Raw genomic sequence first — 23,279 nt, forward strand, 5'->3', positions numbered from 1 at the left:
AATATAAGAAACTTCAATACTGGCAGCATAAAAATCATACTTTTGATTCTTTTTTCTATAATTTGTAGAAAACTTTGAAAATCTGAATGTACATTTAGTGAATGATTTTACTAAAAAAGGCGGTGGGACAGAAATCGATAGACAAAGTCTCGATTTCGTAGTCCCAACCCCGCGAGGATGATTAGGAGCTTTTTGGAGTCTAATACTCAATGAAAATCAAAGAGCAAACTAGGAAGCTAGCCGCAGGCTGTACTTGAGTACGGCAAGGCGACGCTGACGTGGTTTGAATTTGATTTTCGAAGAGTATAAAAGACGAACAGAAAGTTCAATCAGCTACCGCATCAAAGTTTGATGGCTAATAAAAAGTGAGGTCGGGATCTTTTGTCCCAACCTCTTTTACGGACTATCAAACTGATATTTCCTTATAGATTATTGACTAGATTTCCCCTTTTCCAAAAGCTTGACCATCTCATTTTTACGCTCTTCTAGCTCGGCAATTTGATGGAGTAAAAGTCCTGAAAAATCACATTCAAGCTCTTCAGTTTCACCACTATTATACCAATCTAGAGCTACTATATGCTTGTCCTTATCAAAGCAAAACATGACATCTCCATCACCGATGATAGACAGAAATGGGATATAATCCACAAAGCCCAGAGCGTGTAATTCCTTGGTTTTAAGACGAATGTCTAAGAAGTCTGGGATGCCATTTGCAATTCCCAAGACCTTAATACCTCGACAGAAGGTCCAAAATGGTGCTACATCGTAAGCCTTGGCTCTTGGCCATAGCTCTTCTCTGACTTCCATAAAGAGACCTCCCAGAGATGACATGGTGAATTCTCTGAAATCTTCTGGTAGACGAATGCCGTATTGATTTTCGAAATCCCGAACATCTTCTTCCGATGGTTCATTGCCCATGCAGGCGACAACTTGATAAGTTTCCTTATCATAGTGACGAAAATACTCATAAACTTCCTTGAGTGACATCATCCAACTCCTTATCCAAGATAGATATACTCGATAACCACATCACATAGTTGGTGATCCTTATCATAGCCAAAGTAAACAGGATAATTTCCATCTCCAAAACCAGACTGAATCATTGGAATAGTCAGGTCTGTATCTGGGATTTTAAAGTTTATCCAATCACCGCCTTCTCGCTGATACAGGGGATGTTCTATGGTATTTTGAGCAAAAATTTCCGCGAAGAAATCATCATAGATGTTTTTTTCAGGATTTTCTTGATACCATTTTTCTTCAAAATCACAGTAGGCATTTTTAGTCTCAACATCCACAATGGTTGCCAAGCCTGCATCGACTGAAAACCCAAAATAAGAATCTTCTTCAACCGAATCCAAGTTTTCAGTACCAGTTAAGGCTTCATAGTAAACAACTGGAAGCTTATCTGTAAATTGAACTCTTGTTGCAACATACCGATAATGATCTTCTTCGATCTTGACTACTAAGGTTTTGAGAGGAAATGTTCCTTTGGGTACGGTCTCTAGATAGGGTTTTTCATTCCTACGGAGCCAGACCAAGGGATCTCTAACTAAAATTTCTCCACTTGGGAAGGTCACTTCCCCCATATCTAGGACAAAGACTTCCTTGCCGTCTATTTCTTTCATCTCAAAACACTTTGCGTAATTGACAGACGAGGTCAAAATATGCTTGATTTCTTGGTATTTTTCCAACCATTCTTTCGAAACTTGAAGTTTTTCCATCGGTCTTTCCTTTCTCGTTTAAAACAAACCTGTACTGGAGTTAAAATCGATTTAAATCGAATCTAAATAAACCACAAATCCAGCTGGCAAGATAACTTGTTGTCCATCTTCAAACTGGCAATGGCTCGCTAAATCAACTGAATCTCTGTCTAAAGTATATTTCTCAGAAGACTGATTGAAGATGGCTTGAACTTCTTTTCCTTGGTAGTTCCACTTCAAGGATAAAACATCTGGTTTCACTTCTTCTAAACTATATGAACCATGCTGAATCATACTTGCCACCTCCTTACGGACTTGGATTAATTTCTTCATGAAAATCAGCATGTCATTGTCTTCAGACACACGGTCCCAAGGCATGACACGACGGCAGTCAGGGTCTGGTCCACCAATTAGGGCCAACTCTGTTCCGTAATAGATACAAGGGGTCCCTTTTTGAAGATAGAGGAAAGTTAGGGCAGCCTTAACATGCTGGATATTTCCTTTGGCAGTTGTAAGGATACGCTCTGTATCATGAGAATCTAAAAGGTTAAACATCACCTCTGAGATTTGTTGCTTGTAGTACATAGACTGGCTGTTGATTTCTGAAATAAACTGCTCTGTCTTTTTATGCTGACGCAAGAAATAATCCTTGATACTTTCAGAAAGTGGGTAATTCATGACCGCATGGAACTCATCCCCTTTTAGCCAAGGCTGAGAAGTATGCCAGATTTCACCTAAGATGTACAAATCAGGCTTTTTAGCGAGAACTGCCTTTCTAAAATCTTTCCAGAACTGATGGTCAATTTCATTGGCAACGTCCAAACGCCAAGCATCGATATCAAAATTCTCAATCCAGTAGGTCGCAACACTTAAAAGAAATTTTTTAACTTCAGGATTTACCGTATTTAACTTAGGCATATAGCTAGCAAAGGCAAAAGTATGATAAGGGAGTTGTCTTGGATTCTGAAGTTTATCCTCTGTAATTGGGAATTCTTGAATATGGAACCAATCTTTATAAGGTGACTTTTCTCCATTTTTTAGAACATCCTGCCATTGGACTGACTGGTTGCCAATATGATTAAATACTGCATCTAGCATAATCTTGATACCACGTTTGTGGGCTTCCTCGACTAGTTTACGAAAGACTTCCTTGTCTCCAAAGTGACGGTCAATTTCAAAATAATCCGTCGTATCGTACTTGTGATTGGTCGTCGCTTCAAAAATCGGACATAGGTAAAGTCCAGTGATTCCCAAATCTTTTAGATAGTCTAAATGGTCAATAATCCCTTGTAAATCTCCACCAAAAAAATCATCCATGTTAGGTGCAATGACAGCATCCCACTCTCGAGCTCCATCTGGAGTCAAACTAGGATTTCCATTAGCAAAGCGTTCTGGGAAAATCTGATACCAAACGGTATTTGAAACCCAGTCAGGAACCTGACAACCGTCAATTTCGTGAATATAAGGAAGCTTGAAACCATTTCCTTCCGCATCCAAGTTTTCTTGAGTATGTTCTACGCAACCCTTATCACCGTAAAAAACACCCTGACCTTCTTCATCAAGGAGTTCAAAGAGGTACTGAATCCGTGCAAAAGCAACCGATACCGTAACCTGCCAATAGTCAAATAGGGCATCTGAGGTTACTTTGGTCATTTCTTTATTTGCTTCATACTTATCCTCAATGAAAATAAAGGGATCTCCATAATGCAAGATAACCTGCTGGACATCATTTTTCTTGGTTCTGATTCGGATATGTAGCTGACCTTCTTTGTAAAGATATGCATACTCTGATTCTGGTCTATGATAAATGGCTGTTAATTCCATGTATTGTCTCCTAAATAATCTTCAACAACAAAAACGCAAACGTTTTCATAACTAACAGAACTAGTATACTATTTTAAGATTCGATTTGCAATACTTGGTCAAATTTGACAAGAAAACACCTAAAAATAAATACTATAGACTAATCAAGAAATATCAGCACCTATCAATAAAAAGCTCCCATATTCAGCCTCACAACCTAGTCAATCTGACAAAGGGCAAGTTCTTTTAATCCTCTGTCGTACAGGAAGGTTAAACAAAAGTTTTCTGTCATATTTTGAAGCTTGTGTTTACTCATTCCTCTAGGCAAGGCTATATCGCACCATTCTCTCGTTGCCAGAGAAAATAGCTTTTGCTTGCCCTTCCAATCATCATTCTTAAATAGGGGGCTCAGAATCAGATAAGGCGAATCCGTAAAGAGTCCATTGACACCAGCTTTTTTACCTGAAGCCTTTAAATGTTCAGATTCTAATAACTTTTCGATAATACGACCATCACTAGAGATTTTAACAAGAGCATAATAGTCCATGCCCCATTTATTGACGGAGGTTTGGCTTTCTCCCGAAGTAAAGGCATAGAGCTCTTGCTTCCAACATTTCATACTATCAATTTTAGGACAAGCATCAGAGCTCGTGTCGTGGTGGGTTAACTCTTTTTTATCAATATGCGAATAAGTGGTCCACTTCGCCTGCTTTTTCTCTCTATCAAATTCTAAAAGGGCAAAGTTTCTTGCCTGATTTGTATAAACTTGATCTTCAAAACACACGGGTATCTGGTCGCTATCTGATACGATTTGAAAATATCTCTCTTATGCCTTTTTAGGAAGTATACTTTGTGGATCCTTTATGGCAATGATTTCTGGATGAGAAAAATCACCAGTATAATAGACTATTTCCTTGCCAGCCTTGATGATGCCAATATTTTGTCCATCTGTAAAGAGTAGAGGCTCTTCCTCCCAAATATGGTCACAATCCCAAGCATCTATCTCCTTCACACCCAAAGGTGATATTTCAAGCAGACAGTAGCGATTGAAAGTTTCCTTCTCACTGGTTAAGACAAAGGCTCTACCATCCTGTAACATGACAGAATTGAAAACACTATTGTAGTCCTTGTCTAGTTCCCATTTATTCAATAGACTTAACTTTAACTTCCCCATTTTCTCTCTCCTAATCCATCACCACTCGTTGATGGCAAATAGAATGGCTGATCTAATATTTCTTAGCAATTGATCTGAAAGTTCATCGTATTGTTGACCAAGTCCCTTATCTTGTGCCAGCCATCCAGGTTCATCATTCCAGGAGCCCATTCCTCCAAAAACATCCGCTGAGCTTGCAGCTCTAAATATGCTTAGATGTTGCAGTGGAATTTGAGGTTCTGCCAGTCCTTTACCAGATTCTGGGTCTAGCAAAAAGTTTCTAGCAGAGTGAAAGACTTTGGCAAAGTTGTCACATTCAATTTTAATTGCTAGATTTTCTATACGAGTCAATATGTCTTTAAATTCTTCGATATTATTTTCATAGTGGGGAATGTCTTGAGAAGACCTTTCCCATTCATACTCGGTGTAGGTAACATCCCAGCCCCTGCCTGCAGAAGCAGATTTCCAATTTGGTAGGAAATAACTTGCCTTCCCATCTTTATAAAAGCAGAGAATTGAACTCTGTGTCGTATTGGAGAAACCTAAAATACCTCTGTCATTTACTGAGATAGGACAAAATAATTTTAAGTCCTTCAAACCTTTTTCCTTAAGATTTTCAAACCAATCAGATACAGATAGTTCTATAACTTCCCCCTTTTCTGACGGCAAAATTTGAAAGCAAATCTTATTGATATATTGGTCAGGATGATACAAGATTGCCTGATCAGTTTTTAAAGCCTTCCTAGCTGCTGCCACGATACAGGCTATCTGATACATTTGTCCATTCATATGATTTCTTCCATTATCCCTTCAATCAAATTTGTAAGGCTCTCTGCTGCATAGATCACCTGGTCAGGATCATGGATGTAGCAAATAATCTGCCCTTCCTGACCCTCTCGGTCTGGATCAAAATCCAGCATAAGATAGCAAGAGTCACAATACTGAGCAAAAGGAAGCCATTTTTTATTAAAAAGATAGGGCTTAATTCTACTATCACGCATATTTTCTAGGTCTTGACTAGAAAAATAGTCGGGAAATTCGGTTAACAGAGCATCTCTATTTTGAAAGTATTTTTTACAAGTCTCAATTTCCTGTAGACTCATGAGAGAAAAAGTCAAATCTCTCTGGTCAATCACACAAGGTAAAATAGAGAGGTATTTACTCCCATTTTTATAGCTATAAAGCTCTTTGAAGTCACTAGGTAGACGAACGCCTAATATTTCCTCAAAGGCTTGAAGCTCTTCCTCGGAAGTACCAGAAATGTCCTGATAATCTTCCAGATATCCTTCCTCTACAGGATCATCCAAACCCCAGTCTTCAAAACACTCACAAATATAAGTTTCTATTTTTTTAATTTGGTCAATTAGTTGCATCATTTCACCATGATTTCTTTATTTTATCTGTCTTCCAATGCTTTTTACCGCTTATAACTTGTCTTTTCTAGGAGCAGGGGTTCAGGATTTTGCTTAATCCAAGCAATAGCTAGCTGACACAGGCGGTCTAGGCGAGGCTCGTCATCAAAATCTTTCCCATGAACTTGAGCAATAAGCTCTTTAGTCTCTTCCAATTCTTGATCTGAAAGAGGGATTCCTAGAGACAAGTATTGAGGGAGAGCCTGAAGCATTTTTCTATAGTCCCTGTCCCAGTTGACCCCACCATTGCGATCCAGTTCATCTCGAACTCGACCTGGTATACGGATAACTTCTCCCTGAACAGTTTTTGCTGCTCCACTTGAAGGAATCAAGAAGGACCAAAGTTCCTCATATTGCTCCTCCCAAGAACCTTCTACTAGCTTAATCGGTGAAACTCCATCATGAGTTAGGCGTTTTTCTACAGGCTTGACATCAAAGATCTCATAGAGCTTCGTTAAACCTTTATCTGCTCCCTCGATATAGTCTGGGTGGATACTTTCTCTATGAAATTCAAAATCCTTACCAATATTTTCAACCTTTTCTTTCATAGCAGATGTTTTCTTAGCGCCAGCATCCAGTAGCATAGATGCGATTTCAGCAGTTTGGGCAATATAAATCCCCCGACAAACCATCAAGACTGAAGCTAGTGGGGTTCTTCCCATATCATTTTTAGCATTGACATCTGCTCCCTTATCAATCAAAAGTTTGACAGTCTTAGGATGGAAAAACTCAGCTGCTACATGTAGGGGGGTTTCACCATAGGTATTAGGTTTTCCAATGTCTGCCCCCAATTCAAGCAAGAGTTTGACTGTATCTCTCCCCAAGATTGCTTGACGGTACAAGGGAGTCGCTCCATAATAATCAGGGATATTGATATCCAAGCCCTGTTCGACAAGCCAGATAACCAATTCATCCGGGACTCCTCCCATATGCAGAGGTGTACATAAGCTAAATCTTCCATCATGAGCGGTTAATTCACAACGATCATAGACTGCTTTAAGGGCTTCAATATTTCCTTCATCCATTAAATCCTTAAACTCTTTTGGTAATGTAACTCTTTTCTTTGCCATATTTAGTTACTTTCTTCTGATTTAGCATCTAGGGCAAGCCAATGAAGATTGTCAACAGTTTTCAAAGTCAGGGCTTGTCCATCATAATCATTTTTCAACTCAAGACCGTTTTGCTCAATAGATATATGATTGTACCAGTGGTCTAGGCTGGCGTATTCCCCCATATGAATGTTGATGAGCATACTCGTTATGTGATCCCAAGTCCCTTTCTTAACTGTTTCTGCTAAGAGGTAGTAAGCATCTAAAAATATGAGATTTCTCCCATAGATCCAAAAGGGCAGATCAAGCCCCAACAAAGGCAACTTGGCAGAAAAAATCTCATCACCGTGTGGTGGAACGGTTTCATAATGAAATTCTATCTCACTGCCATAATAGGCAATCAGGGCTCCCTGACATCCGATATTTTGAGGAATCCCTTCCTCAGCTACTATAAATTCCATGACCTGCTCCTTCTATTTTCAATCATAAAATCCGACCAGACTCTGCCAGAATATCAGGCTAGACGCATTCCCTATTCTAGTCATCAAGCGGATGAAGTCACTTTCACAACCCTTCCAAACTGCAGATTGGGCCGTTCCCATGGCTCTAACAAATGCTAGAAAATCTGGTGCCAGCCATATTTTTTCATCATAGTTCATCTCTGCATCAAGAGCATAGACCGCCCCAGATTGACAATCCAGCAAAATAGTGTAGGGATCTCCATTTGCAATGATGATCAGGCCGCTTTCTTGTAGAGTCGAGTAATCATGGTATTCCAAATTGCGATTGATTAGCCAAGTAAGACTAGTGTCGTCCCCATATCCAAACTGGTAACTTAAAAAACCGACCTGTCCCCAGTTATAGGCCAGAATATACTTCCTAAAAATCGGATCCAAATCTTGTATTTGCAGTTGTTTTTTCAAACGATCCAGTTCAGACACAGGCAGTTCCGTTTGGTTCAGGACAATTCCTTCTCTTATCTCAGGGTCAAGCCCTTGTGTTGCTTCCTCAATAATGGAAATGATTTGGTCAGTTGTCAATAATTCCATTGTCAACCTCCGACTATAAATAGTCCATTTTCTAGAGCAAATTAGCTAGTTTAGGTCTTCTTTTTTCTGATGAACTTTCTTATCTCTATTATACCTCAAAGCTATCTAACAGGGATAAACTACCAGTATTTTCAGGGATTATTTTTGATCAACAACTTCTCCTAATTAAAACAAAAAGCCATTCCTCAAGGGAGCAGCTTTTTACTTATAATTAAAAGTTTCCCCTGCCAACTTATCAGCTAGCTTGGGAAAGAGAGTATAAAACTTATGGGCTAGGTTCAACAAAATCGGGAGATTAAGTTCTCGTTTGTTTTTTCCTATAATCTTGACAACCTTTTTAGCCACTGCATCTGGCTCTAACAGGAAGCGGTCAACTGATTTAAGGTAGATCTCATCTGGGTCTGCTTGGTCGAAAAATGCCGTACGAATCGGACCTGGATTAACCGTCGTCACATAGACACCATAGGGCATGAGCTCAAGGCGAAGAGCATTTGAAAAACCGATAGCCGCAAACTTGGTCGCAGAGTATAGACTAGACTTAGCAGTCGCAATCAATCCTGCCATGCTAACGATATTGAGGATATGACCTTTTCGCATTTCCTTCATGCGAGAAGCAAGCAAACGAGATAGATTCATGAGAGCAAAGGTGTTGACTTCAAACATTTGATGAATATCTTGATTAGAAATCTTGTCAAAATCCTCAAAAATCCCGTAGCCAGCGTTGTTAATCAAAACATCAATCTTACCATAACGGAGATAGAGGTCAGCTACCAATCCTTCTAAGGCTTGCTCATCGGTAATATCAATCTCGACCAATTCTGCCTGTGGATGATTTCCGTATAGTTGAGCTAATTTTTCCTTATTTCTACCTAGCAAAATCAATTGATCATTGGGCAAGAGTTTGACCATTTCTTGGGCTAGACCACCACTAGCACCCGTAATGAGAATCGTAGACATACTTTTCCTTTCTCGAGATTCTAGATTTCCACTTCTTCTAGGTCTTTAACCACATGGACATTTTCAAAGACACTAGCAGCGTCTTTCTTGAGCTTGCTGATATCTTTTGAGAGGAAACGGGCACTGATGTGGTTGAGCAAAAGCCGTTTGGCACCTGCTTCTACTGCGACCTGCGCAGCCTGCATATTGGTTGAATGGCCATGATTGCGGGCAATTTTCTCATCACCTTTACCATAAGTGGACTCATGGACAAGGACATCTGCATTGACAGCCAGACGCACACTGGCATCCGTTTTTCGAGTATCACCCAAGATAGTAATAATCTTACCTGGACGTGGAGCTGAGATGTAGTCTGCTGCCTTGATCTTGGTGCCGTCCTCTAGGACTACATCCTGCCCGTTTTTGATTTTACCAAAAAGCGGTCCAAATGGTACGCCGGCAGCCTTTAGTTTTTCAGCGTCCAAGGTCCCTTCTAGATCCTTTTGCATGACACGATAACCCACACAGAAAATAGTGTGATCCAACTCTTCCGCATACACCGTGAATTTATCTGTTTCAAGAATTTTCCCTAGAGAATCTTGGTCAAATTCATGGAAATGAATCTTATAGGGCAGGCGTGAACCTGACACACGTAGGCTGGTCAAGACAAATGACTTGATGCCTTGGGGACCATAAATTTCCAAATCTGTCTGCTCTTCATTGGCTTGAAAGGCACGACTAGAGAGGAAACCAGGCAATCCAAAGATATGGTCTCCGTGCAAATGGGTGATAAAGATTTTGCTGACCTTGCGTGGTCGAATCGTGGTTTCCAGAATGCGATTTTGCGTTCCTTCTCCACAGTCAAAGAGCCAGACTTCGTTAATCTCGTCCAAGAGTTTCAGAGCAAGACTTGAAACATTACGGGCTTTAGAGGGCTGACCAGCCCCCGTTCCTAAAAATTGAATATCCATTCGATACTTTCTAATTAATCAATATATAACATAGCGGTGCGGTTTTCCGAGCGATAATAAAGCTTGCCAGAAAAAGCTCTAGCTTCTTGTAGTAAGTCCTCTTGGCTATATCCCTTAAGTCGCTTTCTTCCATCTGCTAAATTTTCCAGATCTGTCAAGGCTGTGAGATTTTCCAGGCTGACTACTTCCTCTTCTCCGATTGCCTTCATGTAAATTTTCCCAGACTCCTCAAAAACTAGCTGATGAGGAAAAATTTGCGCAATCTCAAAGAGTAATTCATCCGTAATTGCTTCCTCGTTCTCTGAGAAAATGCGACCTAGTCCTTCTTTTTCGTAGCAAAAGCCAAAGGATTTACCAGATAGATTGAGGCGAATAAAGGGCTTGCTTTCCAGAGTGAAACTTGGTTCAATATTGTAGAGGTTCAGTGCCTGACTAACTTCTGCAAAATAATCTGTCGCAGCTTGAGGGCTCTTTTTCTGGTAGAGCTCTGCAAAGTAGGCATTCACTACACTGGGTGGAGGAGTGATGAGGGCTAGCTGCTCCTGCTCAGATTTGCCAGCTAAAAGCTGATCTAGATATACTTTATCTAAGCTAGTATATCCACCATACTTGAGAGCTAATGTTTTGATATCAGTCATAAAAATCCTCTAATCTCCATTTGTTTTTCTTAGCAATATAGCCCGTGATGACCTCACAGTCAGCTTGGTAGTCCCGTTCTTCTAGAATCGCAACACTCTCCAAATCATGAATCTTGTAAGATTTAGAAAAAGGCACGCGCAGGGTAAAGGTTTCAAAAATTTCCTTGATTTTATCTAGCAGTAGCGCCTGTATCTGTTCTCGACTATCTTTAGACTTTGCCGAAATCAGAGCATATGGCGTTTGAGTAGGTGTAAAGTCCTGCACCAGATCTGCTTTATTATAAAGGGTCAAGCGAGGAATATCCTCCATGTCTAAGTCTTTCATGATGGAAAGAACTGTTTTTTCATGTTCCTCATGGTAAGGATTGCTGGCATCGATAACATGAACTAGAAGGTCTACATGCTTGCTTTCTTCCAAGGTCGACTTGAAACTTGACACCAATTCTGTCGGTAGGTCTTGGATAAATCCAACGGTATCCGTTAAAGTTACCTGTAGATTCCCACCAAGATGAATGCTTTTAGTTGTCGCATCCAGAGTTGCAAACAGCTCGTCAGCCTCATACTGGGTCTTGCTAGTCAGAGTATTCATAATGGTCGATTTTCCAGCATTTGTGTAACCAATCAAGCCAATCTTAAAGGTGCTTGACTCCAACCGTTTTTCTCGAACTGTCGCCCGATTTTTCTCAACCACCTTAAGTTGGCGTTCAATATCTGTAATCTGGTTGCGAACGCTACGACGGTTCAGCTCCAGCTGACTTTCACCTGGTCCACGGGAACCAATTCCCCCTGCCTGACGGCTGAGCATAATCCCCTGACCAACCAAACGAGGCAAGAGGTACTTGAGCTGGGCCAGATGAACTTGGAGCTTGCCTTCATGACTTCGAGCTCTCATGGCAAAGATATCCAAGATTAACTGCATACGGTCAATGACCTTGACGCCTAACACTTCCTCAAGGTTAACATTTTGTCGAGGTGTCAGACGGTTATTGACGATGACTGTCGTGATTTCTTCTGCGTCCACCATTTGAGCAATTTCTTCCAACTTACCAGTTCCGACAAAGGTCTTGGAGTCGTATTTTTCTCGTTTTTGTCTGTAACTATCGACTACGACTGCACCAGCCGTCTTAGCTAGACTAGCCAGTTCTTCCATGGAGAGGTCAAAATTATCCATGCCCTGGAGTTCAACACCAATAAGCAGGACTCGCTCCTCTTTTTTCTCCGTTTCAATCATTTAAAAACTCCTCAATCTGGCTTAAAATACGGTCTTTTACACCAGATTCTCCTATCTGATAAAAGGTCACCTGCATGCGATTTCGGAACCAGGTTAGCTGACGCTTGGCAAAACGACGGGTCGCCTGTTTGAGACTGTCACTAGCCTCCTCCAGGCTCTGCTCCCCTCGAAAATAGGGAAAGAGTTCCTTATAGCCAATCCCTTTAGCAGCCTGCACATCTGGATAATAGTCAAACAACCACTTAGCTTCATCCAATAGTCCAGCTTCAAACATCAAATCCACACGGTGGTTAATCCGTTCATAAAGCTGACTACGCTCATCATCCAAGCAAATAATCAGAGGTTCATATAAACTTTCTTGATTTTTCAAATCTTGACCGAAATGGGAAATTTCTAAAGCACGCATGGCACGACGACGATTAAACTGGGGAATTTCAAGGCCTATTTGCTCTACAAGATGGGCTAACTCCTCATCTGAAAAAGGATCTAGACTAGCACGATAAGCTAAAATCTCCTCATGAGGTGTCTCCCCACCTAAATGATATCCTTCTAGCAGACTCTGGATATAAAGTCCTGTCCCACCTGCAATAATAGCGAGCTTACCTCGACTTTGAATATCCTCAATGGCCGCCTTAGCTTCTGAAACAAAATCAAAAGCCGAGTAAGACTCGGTTACCTCTCTCACATCAATCAAATGATGAGGGACAGTTGCCTGCTCCTCCGGACTTGCCTTGGCTGTCCCAATATCCAGTCCTCGATAGACTTGTTGGCTATCTCCACTAACTACTTCACCATTAAAATGCTTAGCAACTTCAATGGCTAGAGCTGTTTTTCCAACTGCAGTCGGTCCAACAATCACAATTATTTTTGTTTTCATCTTTTTTCCTTGAAAAATTCCCATTTTTTCGTTACTATTATTATATCACAAAAAGGTCAGTCAGAAAAATGCGACCTCTTGAGGTAGCTGGCTGATTCATAAGTTAAAGGAGGAATACTCATGGCTAAAGGATTCGCTAAAGGTCTTGTAACAGGTATTGCAGGAACTGTCGCTGCAGTTGCAGGTGCAGTATACGCAGTTAAAAAGAAAGTGATCGAACCAGAAGAACAAAAAGCAGCTTTCATCGAAGAAAACCGTAAGAAAGCAGCGCGTCGTCGCGTATCACACTAAGCAACAAAAGAAGTTGAGATTTTTTCTCAACTTCTTTTTTCTATTCTTTTATACTCAAAGAGCAAACTAGGAAGCTAGCCACAGGTTGCTAAAAGCTCTGCTTTGAGGTTGTGGATAGAACTGACGAAGTCAGCTCAAAACATGGTTTTGAGGTTGTAGATAAGGCGACGCTGACGTGGTTTGAAGAGATTTTCGAAGAGTATTAAATAGCTAGATCAAACTTTAACTGTGGCTTAACAGGGTCATAATCCACCAACTCAAAATCTTCTGCTTTGATATCAAAGAAATTGGTCCCATCAGGAACATTTAAAACCAAGCGTGGTTGACAGTTTGACGGCTCACGACGGAGCAATTCCTGAGCTTGCTCAAATTGATTATCATAGATATGGAGGTTGTTGATGAAGTAGAAGAACTTCCCAACTTTCCAGCCAAAGTGTTTAGCAATCATCATTTGAAGAGCTACATACTGCATGGCATTGATGTGATGAGCCACCAGCATATCATTAGAACGCTGGGTCAAGGTCGCATCCAAATAGATTTCCCCATCTACACGACGGACATCAAACATAGTCTGAAAGGCACATGGAAGAAGGCCGTCTGTCTCCTCAAAAGCCTGATAATCCCAAAGTGAAATGATATTACGACGGTTCCAAGGATTGGCTTCTAACTGTTTGAGAATCTTGTTAATGATGTCATGCTTCTTAACAACAGCCCCATAACGTTCCCCAATAGTCCCTGTATCTCCAACTTCCCAGTCATTCCAGTAGTGAACATTGTACTTGCCATTGAGAACTTCTAGGCTATTGGACTGGTCTTGGTAGATCCAAAGCACTTCTTTTATAGCTGATTTGATAGCAATTGGACGTAGGGTTGTAATGGGGAATTCCCCCTTAAACAAATCATACTCTGCAAAGGCCCCTGTGATGTACTTGGAGTTAGCAACAGTCCCATCCTTGTACTTGGGACGAGCTTGTTCTGAAAAGACTCCTTCCTTAAGGATTCGCTCGATATTTTCTTTAAAAATCGTGTCTGCTTTTGTCATTTACTCTCACCTCAATTATTGTCTTAACTAGTATAGCATAAAAAAAGAAAGGAGGAAAATCACTCGCTTACAGAAAGCAATTTTCTCCTTTTTATGTTTATTTATTGCAAGACAAGTGATGCTGCTCCGATAACTCCAGCGTCATTTCCTAGAGTTGCAAGAGCTAGCTTAGTTGTTGTGCGTACTTGTGGGAAGGTATTTTCGTCATAAACCTTTTGCACGCCTTGGAGAAGGAATTCCCCAGCAGCTGAAACTCCACCACCGATAACAATTGTTGATGGATTTAGGATAGAACCAATGTTGGCACATGCAATACCCAAGTAACGTGAGAAGTTACGGTAAACGATCAAAGCGAGGTCGTCCCCTTCTTTTGCCAAGTCAAAGACAGTTTTAGCAGTTACTTCTTCACCATCATCAATCAAGCGTTTCAAGGCTGCATCGCCTTCGTATTCATCTGCGTAACGACGAGTCAAGTTAACGATACCTGTCGCTGAAGCTACTGTCTCAAGACAGCCTTTTTTACCACAAGTACATGCGATTGGTTGATCAAAGTCAACTGTGATGTGTCCAAGTTCACCAGCAGCACCTGCAACACCGTGAAGCAATTTACCTTCTGCTACGATACCGCCACCAACACCTGTACCAAGTGTCATAAAGACAACATCTGGTTGGTTGTCACCAGCACCCATCCAACGCTCACCAAGAGCTGCCACGTTGGCGTCATTGTCGATAAAGAATGGAATCCCCAAGGCTTTTTCCATTTTTTCTTTGATTAGTTGAAGAGTTTTCCAGTTGAGGTTGTAGGCACCGATAACAGTCCCTTTTTCACGGTCAACAACACCTGGTGATCCCATTCCAATACCTTGGAAGTCCGCTGCTACCAATCCAAGCAAGTCCAAACGGTGTTGAATAGACTCAATCATATCATCTACGATATGGCTTCCTTCATCCAAAATGTTTGTCTTAATAGACCATTTTTCTTGGATTTCTCCTTCTTGCGTTAAAATAGCGAACTTGATAGAAGTTCCACCAAGGTCAATCCCAATAATCTTTTGACTCATTTTTATCTCCTTTATGATTTATCACTTCTTTATTATTTTATCAAACTTGTTTCAGCAATTCAAGAAAACTTCTGGTTAATTCTGCAAACTCTTTTGGTTTTGCCTTATTCAAGACATGAGGGCCGTCAGGGATGGTCTCAAACTGAGAATCTGGCATCAGTTCATGAATACTTTTCATTGAACTGAGATTTGGCTTATCCTGACTACCACAAATTAACAAGCTTGGATAGGGACAATTCTTTGCATTCTCTCTTAAATCAAGTGTTTTTAATTCCTCGGAAACTCCAACCATAAGAGCCTTATCTGCCCCCTGCTTCTCATATATCCTCTTAGGAAGCAATTTGAATATCAGCAACTGAATGTAAAAAGGAATGTTACCTGCTAATTTCAGTGGACATCCTGACAAAACCAAGGCCTGAAGATGTGGTAGATCATAACTTGAAAGTTCCAACGCAAGTGCAGCCCCTAAAGACAAACCGATTAAGACAAAAGGTTCTGTCTCCTCTGTTAAGTGTTGATAAATGCGCTCTTTGGCTTCTTGGTAGGTCCCAACTCCTGAAGGAAATAAATCCAGGGCTTCAGAGGGATAATCTGCAAGCAAATCCTGAACTTCTTTCCAACTATCTGCGGACTGTCCCAAACCGTGTAAAAATATAAGTTTCATTTAGTGCTCCTTTACTGACAACTCATACAAGCCCCTTACTGCATTGCAGCCATAGATGACTTCTGCTCGCATCAAATCTTCTATGGTCAAAACCTTCTCTTCTACTTGCCCATTTTCAAGCAAGTGTTGACGATAAATCCCTGGTAAAATACCAAGAGCGCTAGGTGGGGTATAGAGCTTGCCATCCATTTTCAAGACCAGATTGCCAATAGAGGTTTCAAGCAATTTTCCATCAGCAGTATGATAAATAATTTCATTCTCTCCCATTGTCAAATGCGGTCGGTGTGTCGTCTTAAAGTAGGTAAAGGCCTGCTGCAAATCAGCTCCTTGCAGACAAAGTTTAGCCTGACAGAAGCTAGAACTAAGTGGTGTTAATACTTGTCGATCAATGTCTATTCCTCCAGACTTATTGAGACTGATTCGCAAACGGTAGTCTTGATGGAGGTCACAAGCTTGACACTCTTCCTCTATTTTTTGTCTCAAACTATCTTGATCAAATGGAAAGGCAAAATAACGACTAGCCTTTTGTAGTCTTTCTAGATGTTGCTTTTCAAAGAGTAATTTTTTCTGGCTGATTTTTCCTGTCGTTATCAGCTTAAAATGAGGCTGTTTGCGATATAGAACAGCAGCCTTTTGCTGGACTTCACGGTATTCTGACTTCCAAGTGCTATCCCAAGTGATGCCTCCACCGACTCCATAGATGGCTTGCCCTCCATGCAGTTGAATGGTTCGAATGGTGACATTGAAAATCCGTCGGCCATTGGGAAGTAAGAGTCCAACAGTTCCACAGTAAACTCCTCTTGGTTGGGGCTCCAAGTCTTTGATAATTTCCATAGTCGCTATCTTGGGAGCTCCTGTAATAGAACCACATGGAAAGAGTGAACGGAAAATTTCAACTAGGTCAACATCCGGTCGTAACTGACTCTTGATGGTCGAAGTCATCTGCCAAACCGTTGAATACTGTTCCACCTGACATAAACGCTCCACATGCTCACTTCCCACCTCAGACAGACGATTCATGTCATTGCGCAAGAGGTCCACTATCATCATGTTTTCTGAACGATTTTTGGGATCCTGTTCCAACCAAGCCGCCTCTTTCAAGTCGTCATCGTTATTCAAACCACGTTTAGTTGTGCCCTTCATAGGACGAGTGGTCAACTCACGACCATTTTGCTCAAAAAAGAGTTCTGGACTCATGGAAATCACTGCCATATCATCATGCTCTACGTAAGCATTATATCCCGCTTCCTGCTCCACCACCATACGATTGTAGATAGCAAAAGGATTGGCAGACAACTCCTGCTTGAGTTGAACCGTATAATTGACTTGATAAGTATCGCCCTGTCGCAAATGATGGTGAATCTGGGCAATAGCCTTTTCATAATCCTCAGCAGATGTTAGCTCCTGCCAGTTTGATGGTAAATTCACCTCCTCATAAGCCAGAGGAATGCTAGATGTTTCAACACTGCTATGAACAGTGAAGTAAAGCAAATACTCCCCCAGTAAGGGCGCCATGTGAACTGCTAATTTTTCCTCAAAAGCAGGCGCAGCCTCATAACTGATATAACCTACCACATAAAAGCCTTGCTCTTGGTAGCTTTCCACTTGTGCCAGCAGGTCTGCTACTTCTGCTAAATCTCTGGTTTTTAACTCTTTAATAGGCTGGGTAAAGGTGTATCTCTCGCCCAAAACCCTGAAATCAATCACTGTTTTTCTATGCATATCCTAAGTATACCATAAAAGCCAGACCCCAAACAGGAGATCTGGCAATTTTATTCTTTGAGAATGCTAAAGTAGTTTTCACTTCCTTAGGAAATCTGAACACACTCTCTTTTATCTATCCTTTGGGAAAGAGTTCGGATGAAAAGGCATCTGTGACCTGCAATAGTTTTTGGAAGACTTTTTTCTTCAGAGCTACTGTATAGTTTGCAACTGAGCCTCCATACTTAAAGTTTCGGTAATCCGTTTCTACTGCTTGGTCAAACAAATCTTGCAATTTCTCGTAAGAATCAATTTGTTGGCCATCAATTTCAAAACTATGAATTCCTCGTTTTGCCTTGGCAATAATAGCGTCAAACCAGGCCTTCTTCCATTCTTCCAAGTTCTGGAACTTGCCTTTCGAAACCTTCTGGATAATGAAATCATCCCCAAGGGTGTCATGTCCCTCGCTTAGCGCCTCATCCTTGTACTTGTTAGAAGCATAGCCTAGGAAACCATTTTCATAACCATAATAGCCCCACATACGGAAGGCATTATGCTTGAAGGAGATGGCTCCTGGAGCTCCCTGACTTGTATTTCCACCATAAATAGCATCCACCATCTTGACATTGACGTAAGCTGTCTTGAGTTCTTCTGGTCTGTAAGTTCCTTGGTAATGCCTATTGGTGATGATGTTATGTTTGATTAAGTCGTCCACAGAATTTAGCTGAGTTTTGGCTTCCTCATCCGTCAATGGACGGACATAGTCCCACTGGTTAGGAGCAAGGAGTTTATTATCCTGGTCCTGATAACGCATCTGCTTGGTCATCTTGCTGAACCAAGCCTTCTTCAAAGCCAGATCATTCTTAGCCAGAACTCGTTCTCCTTCCAGATAATCTAGAAGCATTAAGGCCTCGTTATAACCCTTCATGTAGTGGTCAATCTGCTTGCGTGTTTGCAACTTGGTTGGATCTGGATTGTACCATTGGTCCCCATCATTTGGTCGCATGTAAGCCATGTTGAGTCCGAGGGCCCCGTACTCACCCTGATGACCTTCCTCAGCTGGCGACTGCAGCATACCCTGAGCATAGGCTTCTACATAGGTTCCTTCACGATGTTTGTAGCCACCCAGATAGACAATGCGATCGTTGACGTGAGTTGTCTCATGGGTGTAGACAGACAAGCCATACTCACTCATCATATCGATTTCTACAAAGTGAACAGCATCTCTGGCATTTATCTTTGGATAGATAGAGGCATAAGCTCCTAGCTTATTGTCTTTATAGTAGCGACCTGCTGGTCCAAATACCTCACGAATTGGCGCGTAGTCTTCCATACCACTGGTATGTCCATAACGCTCTACCCAGCCACGTCTATCAACGCGATAGCCTTCCCAAACTGGTGTAGCTACATTAAAGTCACTCTTAACCATACGGTCTTTGACATCATCAGCGGCAAGTCGATACCAGAAGTCCAAGTAAGTCAACTGGCGGTCCGCTACTAGGTCGATGTCAGCTTTCATCTGGTCTATGGTTTTACCAGATTTATCTGCTGATCCAAAAGTAATGGTATTGTAGTTGGAAATCAGGAACATCTGTGCCTTCTTGACATTCAACAAAGGCAGAATCATATTGCGATGCAACCAGTTATTAAGATTGTCATAAGCCCGATGCTTCCGATTGGCAATTTCTTGATTCTTCGAAGCTCGCTCTGCTATGTAGACATGGCCCTTGGTGGCATTCACAAACCAGTCATTCATATCCTTGTCAGTCGTCAACAACTGTCTGTTGTAGTCTAAGAAGGCATGTAAATCTTCAGATTTTGTATCCTTGGCTAGGACTCTGGCAAAGGTTTCATGAGTCTGGTCACCTTTTAGGTTGTTCTCTCTTGAACCAAGTTCAATCAATCGATCCAAGACATCGACGTTTTGCCCATAAAAATCTGGTTTAAAGAGCATGAGTTCTTTCAGATTGTAATCCGCGAATCGGATACCGTAATAGCGATTGAGATAAGCAAGTCCCAGCATGATAGCTGATTGATTGTCCTGAACTTTCTTCTTCAAGGCAGCAGTTCTAGTAGGCGAATCATTCCACTGGTAGTCTAGATTGGTAAGTAACTTATCAACCAGACTTCCTAGCTGCGCTTTGACTTCTGCAAAGCTTTCTTCTAGATACCAGTTCTTCACTGCCTCAACCTTCTTATCAAGGCTAGTGGTTTGATCATCTAGGATTCGATAAACTCCATCCGACTGTAAGTCCACTGTTTTCAGGATAGATGTTAGCTCCTTGGCTAGGGCTGAACGGTCCCTAACCAGCATATCTGGAGTATAAAGCACATCCAAGTCAGCAATCTTGTATTCCTTGATGGCAGTCAAGCCAGAATTTTGTGAGGTAATTGCAAATACCTCCTTGGTCTGGTCTGCATAATGAACCATGATATGGTCTGCCACTGACAGGTCCGTCACAAAGTCTTTCCCTTTCATGGCGATAACAGAGACTACCTGCTTCTTGGCTAGATTGTGATCAAGATCCAGTTTATTCCCTTGATTAACGATCCATTCTTTATTGTAGAAAGGCTGTAATTTTTCAAGGTTGCGATAGGCTTGATCATGGCGACTATCATAATCTTGGATATCCTGATAAGTGTATTCTTTTACACCAGCAATAGCAGAAGATTCGGTTCTTGACTTAGCCAGGTAGTAGCTATAGCCTTCCTCAAAGGTTTTCTGAGCATCGCGTTGAATCAAGTCAGTTGCCTCAGCAGTCACCTTGTAGTACTCTTTCCCAGCTATTCTCTCAGTTTGAATAGACTTGATGGCTAAACGGCTGGTCTTATGGCTCTCTGAACTAATCTTGAGGTAGTAGTCTTCCAAGTTTCTTGGCACTTCTGTCAAGTGCTGAATCACAGACTCTTTGCCATTTTCAAACTTAACAAGGCTTGTTTCCTTGATATCTTTTATTTCTAGCTTTTTAAGTTCTAAACGAAGCTTCTTGTCCTCAAGCAGAGTGCTCTCTTCACCCTTACCACGATTGTAGACCATCCTTGTAGAAATAGTGTAGTCCGTGTAGAGTTTTAGATTATCAACTGTTGCTACCAGTTGATCACTCGTGAAGTCCAGAGTCTGTTCCTCTAGCCCCTTGGCTTTAATAGTAGCGCTAATTTTTGAAACGGTAACGCCATCTGCCTTGTCCAAGTTATAGCTTAAGCGAGCTGAACGGCCCATCGAATTTCCAGTAATAGTAGAAAGAGTTAGGACTGGTACAGGTTTGAGCTCTACCTTTTTCTTACTACCACGGACAATGATCTGATCTTTAGCTTCTCTTAAAATTCGTGTTGTTTCTTTCGGCTCTGAAATACGTTTCCCATCTTTTTCCTCATAGCTGGTAACAATCTCTTTCTCACCATCTTGACCGACTTGCTCGATTCTTGTTTCACCGACAAGCATGTCTGGATCAATCTTTTCCCTAGTTTGTTTAGGGATCAGCTCTTTTCGGACTTCAATATGTAAAGTCGGTTTTGCATCTAGAACTAGCGCTTCAGTGCCATTCACGCCACCACTATAGCTAGGTGTATCCTGTTTCAGAGTATCAACTGGAACTGCGCCTCCTTCATAATCTGGCAAGGTTTGAGCTACTGTACTTTCTCCATTGACCCCACCTTCAAAGCTAGGTTGAGCAGGCTCAACAAGCGGTTCACCATTGACTCCACCCTCAAATGATGGTTTTGTTGGTTCAACTAAGGATTCGCCTGATACGCCACCGGTGAACTCAGGATGTTCCTGTTTCAGAGTATCAACTGGAGCTGCACCACCTTCATAATCTGGTAAGGTTTCAGCTACTACACCTTTGCCATTGACGCCTCCTTCAAATGTTGGTTTAGGTGGCTCAACCAAGGATTCACCAAGTACACCGCCTGTAAAGACTGGTTTGTCATGGACTTCTGGGATGCCACTTTGACTGCTAAATTCTGGGGTATACTCTGGTAAGGTTTCGGCTAATGTACCTGGGCCATTGACGCCACCTTCAAATGTTGGTTTTGTTGGCTCAACTAAAGATTCGCCAGATACACCGCCTGTAAAGTCTGGGAGTTCCTGTTTCAAAGTTTCAACTGGAACTGCACCACCTTCATACTCTGGTAAAGCTTCGGCTAATGCTCCTTGGCCATTGACGCCACCCTCAAATGTTGGTTTTGTTGGCTCAACCAAGGATTCGCCTGATACGCCACCTGTGAAGGCAGGTTTCTCGTGGACTTCTGGAAGGCCACTTTGACTACTAAATTCTGGTGTATACTCTGGTAAGCTTTCAGCTACTGCTCCTTGGCCATTAACACCACCTTCAAATGTTGGTTTTGTTGGCTCAATCAAGGATTCGCCAGATACACCGCCTGTAAAGGCAGGTTTCTCGTGGACTTCTGGAAGGCCACTTTGACTGCTAAATTCTGGTGTATACTCTGGCAAGGATTCAGCTACTGCTCCTGGACCATTGACTCCACCTTCAAATGTTGATTTTGTTGGCTCAACCAAGGATTCGCCAGATACACCGCCTGTAAAGGCAGGTTTCTCGTGGACTTCTGGAAGGCCACTTTGACTACTAAATTCTGGTGTATACTCTGGCAAGGATTCAGCTACTGCTCCTGGACCATTGACTCCACCTTCAAATGCCGGCTTAACTGGTTCAACCAAGGAATCACCTGATACGCCACCTGTAAATTCGGAAATTTCATGAACAGCTGCTTGATTTACTGGCTTTGCAGGAATTTCTGGATTTCCACTAGACGTTAGATCTTTCCCTCTTCCTCTTAAATCCGATTCTAATAAATAACCGACATAGTCATAGCCTTTAATGTCAATAATCCCTTGAGAGAAACCATCTGCAGAGACAAGGGTTTTAGTCTGATCATAAGCTAGCAAGTCCTTGTGTTCAAAAGCAAATACTTGATAAGGTAGTAATAAACTCTTACCTACAGAAGCAATCAATAACACTCCAACTATCTTAGAAGGCTTTTTCCTAGAAAATAGGAAAACCACCAAACTAGCAGTCAAAAGACCAAGACCAGCCAAGGGGAAGGTTACAGATCCTGTTTGAGGTAGGACAGCTTGTCCCTGCTTACGATAGACTAGATAATAGCTCTCTTGGCTCAGATCTTGTGGCAATTCATGGTGAATGAGTTCACGTTCAGCAGCTGTCAACTCCGATTCTGCTAAATAGTGAAAGGAAACTTGCTTGGTTTCATCAGCCTGAACCAGTTTTGGTTCAAGTGTTCCTCCAACGAAGGCAAGTCCAATCAATACCGAGCCCACTCCCATGCTCAGTTTGCGAATGGCAAATTTTTGTAGCTTTTTTCTATCTTCCATATCAGCTTTATCAATTGTCTTTAGAGACATCTCCTTTATTCTGTTTTCATAATCTTATTATAATATTTTGTTGATTTTTTTACAAAATATTTTCGAGATAAATTGATATTTTTTAAATAAAAAAGCGGATCAGCATTGACTGAACCACATTTTTAGTCTGGCACATATTCCAATATATCCCCTATCTAGCGACCCAGTTATTAGTAGATAGTTTCAATCATTGAAAAACGGATAGCCTTCGCCTTACTTGTTTTCAAAATCAAAAATTTACGGGAGTAATCCCACCACGTTCGATTAAATTGCCCAACCGCTTCTAAAATCCAAATTCTACACTTTTTATGAATCTAAAAC

General features: G+C 41.4%; 21 protein-coding genes. 1 reads left to right on the forward strand and 20 read right to left on the reverse strand.

Going from position 1 to position 23,279, the window contains the following annotated elements:
* Positions 1 to 429 precede the first annotated feature (429 nt).
* The 15 genes from ACORHT_RS07490 to miaA all read right to left on the reverse strand — a co-directional run bounded on the left by ACORHT_RS07490 (position 430) and on the right by miaA (position 12,819).
* Complete coding sequence (locus ACORHT_RS07490) at positions 430 to 987, reverse strand: SMI1/KNR4 family protein (protein WP_434349898.1); 558 nt, start codon at positions 985 to 987, stop codon at positions 430 to 432.
* Between the two features lie 11 nt (positions 988 to 998).
* Positions 999 to 1,721, reverse strand: a complete 723-nt coding sequence (locus ACORHT_RS07495; RefSeq protein ID WP_434349899.1) for a DUF4241 domain-containing protein — start codon at positions 1,719 to 1,721, stop codon at positions 999 to 1,001.
* A gap of 51 nt (positions 1,722 to 1,772) precedes the next feature.
* A complete protein-coding gene (locus ACORHT_RS07500; protein WP_434349900.1) occupies positions 1,773 to 3,524 on the reverse strand; it encodes a glycoside hydrolase family 13 protein in 1,752 nt (583 codons plus the stop codon).
* Positions 3,525 to 3,720: 196 nt separating this feature from the next.
* Positions 3,721 to 4,122 (reverse strand): hypothetical protein, encoded by a 402-nt coding sequence (locus ACORHT_RS07505; RefSeq protein WP_434349901.1) that lies wholly within the window; start codon positions 4,120 to 4,122, stop codon positions 3,721 to 3,723.
* A 207-nt stretch (positions 4,123 to 4,329) separates the two neighbouring features.
* The gene (locus tag ACORHT_RS07510) at positions 4,330 to 4,677 is read right to left on the reverse strand and encodes a hypothetical protein (protein WP_434349902.1); all 348 of its coding nucleotides are present in this window, start codon (positions 4,675 to 4,677) and stop codon (positions 4,330 to 4,332) included.
* An 18-nt stretch (positions 4,678 to 4,695) separates the two neighbouring features.
* Positions 4,696 to 5,445 (reverse strand): hypothetical protein, encoded by a 750-nt coding sequence (locus tag ACORHT_RS07515; protein WP_434349903.1) that lies wholly within the window; start codon positions 5,443 to 5,445, stop codon positions 4,696 to 4,698.
* Positions 5,442 to 6,029 carry an SMI1/KNR4 family protein gene (locus tag ACORHT_RS07520; protein WP_434350834.1) on the reverse strand — a complete coding sequence of 196 codons (588 nt, stop codon included), beginning with the start codon at positions 6,027 to 6,029 and terminating at the stop codon, positions 5,442 to 5,444. The genes ACORHT_RS07515 and ACORHT_RS07520 overlap by 4 nt, the downstream gene beginning before the upstream one ends.
* 44 nt (positions 6,030 to 6,073) lie before the next feature.
* Complete coding sequence (locus ACORHT_RS07525) at positions 6,074 to 7,138, reverse strand: ankyrin repeat domain-containing protein (RefSeq protein WP_434349904.1); 1,065 nt, start codon at positions 7,136 to 7,138, stop codon at positions 6,074 to 6,076.
* A gap of 2 nt (positions 7,139 to 7,140) precedes the next feature.
* Positions 7,141 to 7,578, reverse strand: a complete 438-nt coding sequence (locus ACORHT_RS07530; RefSeq protein WP_434349905.1) for a hypothetical protein — start codon at positions 7,576 to 7,578, stop codon at positions 7,141 to 7,143.
* 18 nt (positions 7,579 to 7,596) lie between these two features.
* The gene (locus tag ACORHT_RS07535; RefSeq protein ID WP_434349906.1) at positions 7,597 to 8,166 is read right to left on the reverse strand and encodes an SMI1/KNR4 family protein; all 570 of its coding nucleotides are present in this window, start codon (positions 8,164 to 8,166) and stop codon (positions 7,597 to 7,599) included.
* Positions 8,167 to 8,367: 201 nt separating this feature from the next.
* The gene (locus ACORHT_RS07540; protein WP_434349907.1) at positions 8,368 to 9,123 is read right to left on the reverse strand and encodes an SDR family NAD(P)-dependent oxidoreductase; all 756 of its coding nucleotides are present in this window, start codon (positions 9,121 to 9,123) and stop codon (positions 8,368 to 8,370) included.
* A 20-nt stretch (positions 9,124 to 9,143) separates the two neighbouring features.
* Positions 9,144 to 10,073: a ribonuclease Z gene (gene rnz / locus ACORHT_RS07545; protein WP_434349908.1), complete on the reverse strand. Its 930-nt coding sequence runs from the start codon at positions 10,071 to 10,073 to the stop codon at positions 9,144 to 9,146.
* A gap of 14 nt (positions 10,074 to 10,087) precedes the next feature.
* Entirely contained in the window at positions 10,088 to 10,711 is a 624-nt protein-coding gene (locus tag ACORHT_RS07550; protein ID WP_434349909.1) for a cystathionine beta-lyase, read from the reverse strand.
* A complete protein-coding gene (gene hflX / locus ACORHT_RS07555; RefSeq protein WP_434349910.1) occupies positions 10,704 to 11,942 on the reverse strand; it encodes a GTPase HflX in 1,239 nt (412 codons plus the stop codon). The genes ACORHT_RS07550 and hflX overlap by 8 nt, the downstream gene beginning before the upstream one ends.
* A complete protein-coding gene (gene miaA / locus ACORHT_RS07560; RefSeq protein ID WP_434349911.1) occupies positions 11,935 to 12,819 on the reverse strand; it encodes a tRNA (adenosine(37)-N6)-dimethylallyltransferase MiaA in 885 nt (294 codons plus the stop codon). The genes hflX and miaA overlap by 8 nt, the downstream gene beginning before the upstream one ends.
* 120 nt (positions 12,820 to 12,939) lie before the next feature.
* Here miaA and ACORHT_RS07565 point away from each other — a divergent pair, with 120 nt between their 5' ends.
* A complete protein-coding gene (locus ACORHT_RS07565) occupies positions 12,940 to 13,110 on the forward strand; it encodes a DUF3042 family protein (RefSeq protein WP_001051776.1) in 171 nt (56 codons plus the stop codon).
* A 202-nt stretch (positions 13,111 to 13,312) separates the two neighbouring features.
* Here ACORHT_RS07565 and ACORHT_RS07570 read toward each other — a convergent pair whose 3' ends face one another.
* The 5 genes from ACORHT_RS07570 to ACORHT_RS07590 all read right to left on the reverse strand — a co-directional run bounded on the left by ACORHT_RS07570 (position 13,313) and on the right by ACORHT_RS07590 (position 22,958).
* Positions 13,313 to 14,152, reverse strand: a complete 840-nt coding sequence (locus tag ACORHT_RS07570) for a thymidylate synthase (protein ID WP_434349912.1) — start codon at positions 14,150 to 14,152, stop codon at positions 13,313 to 13,315.
* Between the two features lie 101 nt (positions 14,153 to 14,253).
* Positions 14,254 to 15,213 (reverse strand): ROK family glucokinase, encoded by a 960-nt coding sequence (locus ACORHT_RS07575; protein WP_248034740.1) that lies wholly within the window; start codon positions 15,211 to 15,213, stop codon positions 14,254 to 14,256.
* Between the two features lie 40 nt (positions 15,214 to 15,253).
* The gene (locus tag ACORHT_RS07580) at positions 15,254 to 15,877 is read right to left on the reverse strand and encodes an alpha/beta fold hydrolase (RefSeq protein WP_248034739.1); all 624 of its coding nucleotides are present in this window, start codon (positions 15,875 to 15,877) and stop codon (positions 15,254 to 15,256) included.
* Positions 15,878 to 17,599 carry an aminodeoxychorismate synthase component I gene (gene pabB, locus ACORHT_RS07585; RefSeq protein WP_434349913.1) on the reverse strand — a complete coding sequence of 574 codons (1,722 nt, stop codon included), beginning with the start codon at positions 17,597 to 17,599 and terminating at the stop codon, positions 15,878 to 15,880. It abuts the gene before it with no gap.
* A 115-nt stretch (positions 17,600 to 17,714) separates the two neighbouring features.
* Positions 17,715 to 22,958 (reverse strand): SIALI-17 repeat-containing surface protein, encoded by a 5,244-nt coding sequence (locus ACORHT_RS07590; protein WP_434349914.1) that lies wholly within the window; start codon positions 22,956 to 22,958, stop codon positions 17,715 to 17,717.
* Between the last annotated feature and the right edge of the window lie 321 nt (positions 22,959 to 23,279).

It is taken from the genome of Streptococcus sp. KHUD_014 (assembly GCF_051106275.1).
Lineage (GTDB): Bacteria > Bacillota > Bacilli > Lactobacillales > Streptococcaceae > Streptococcus.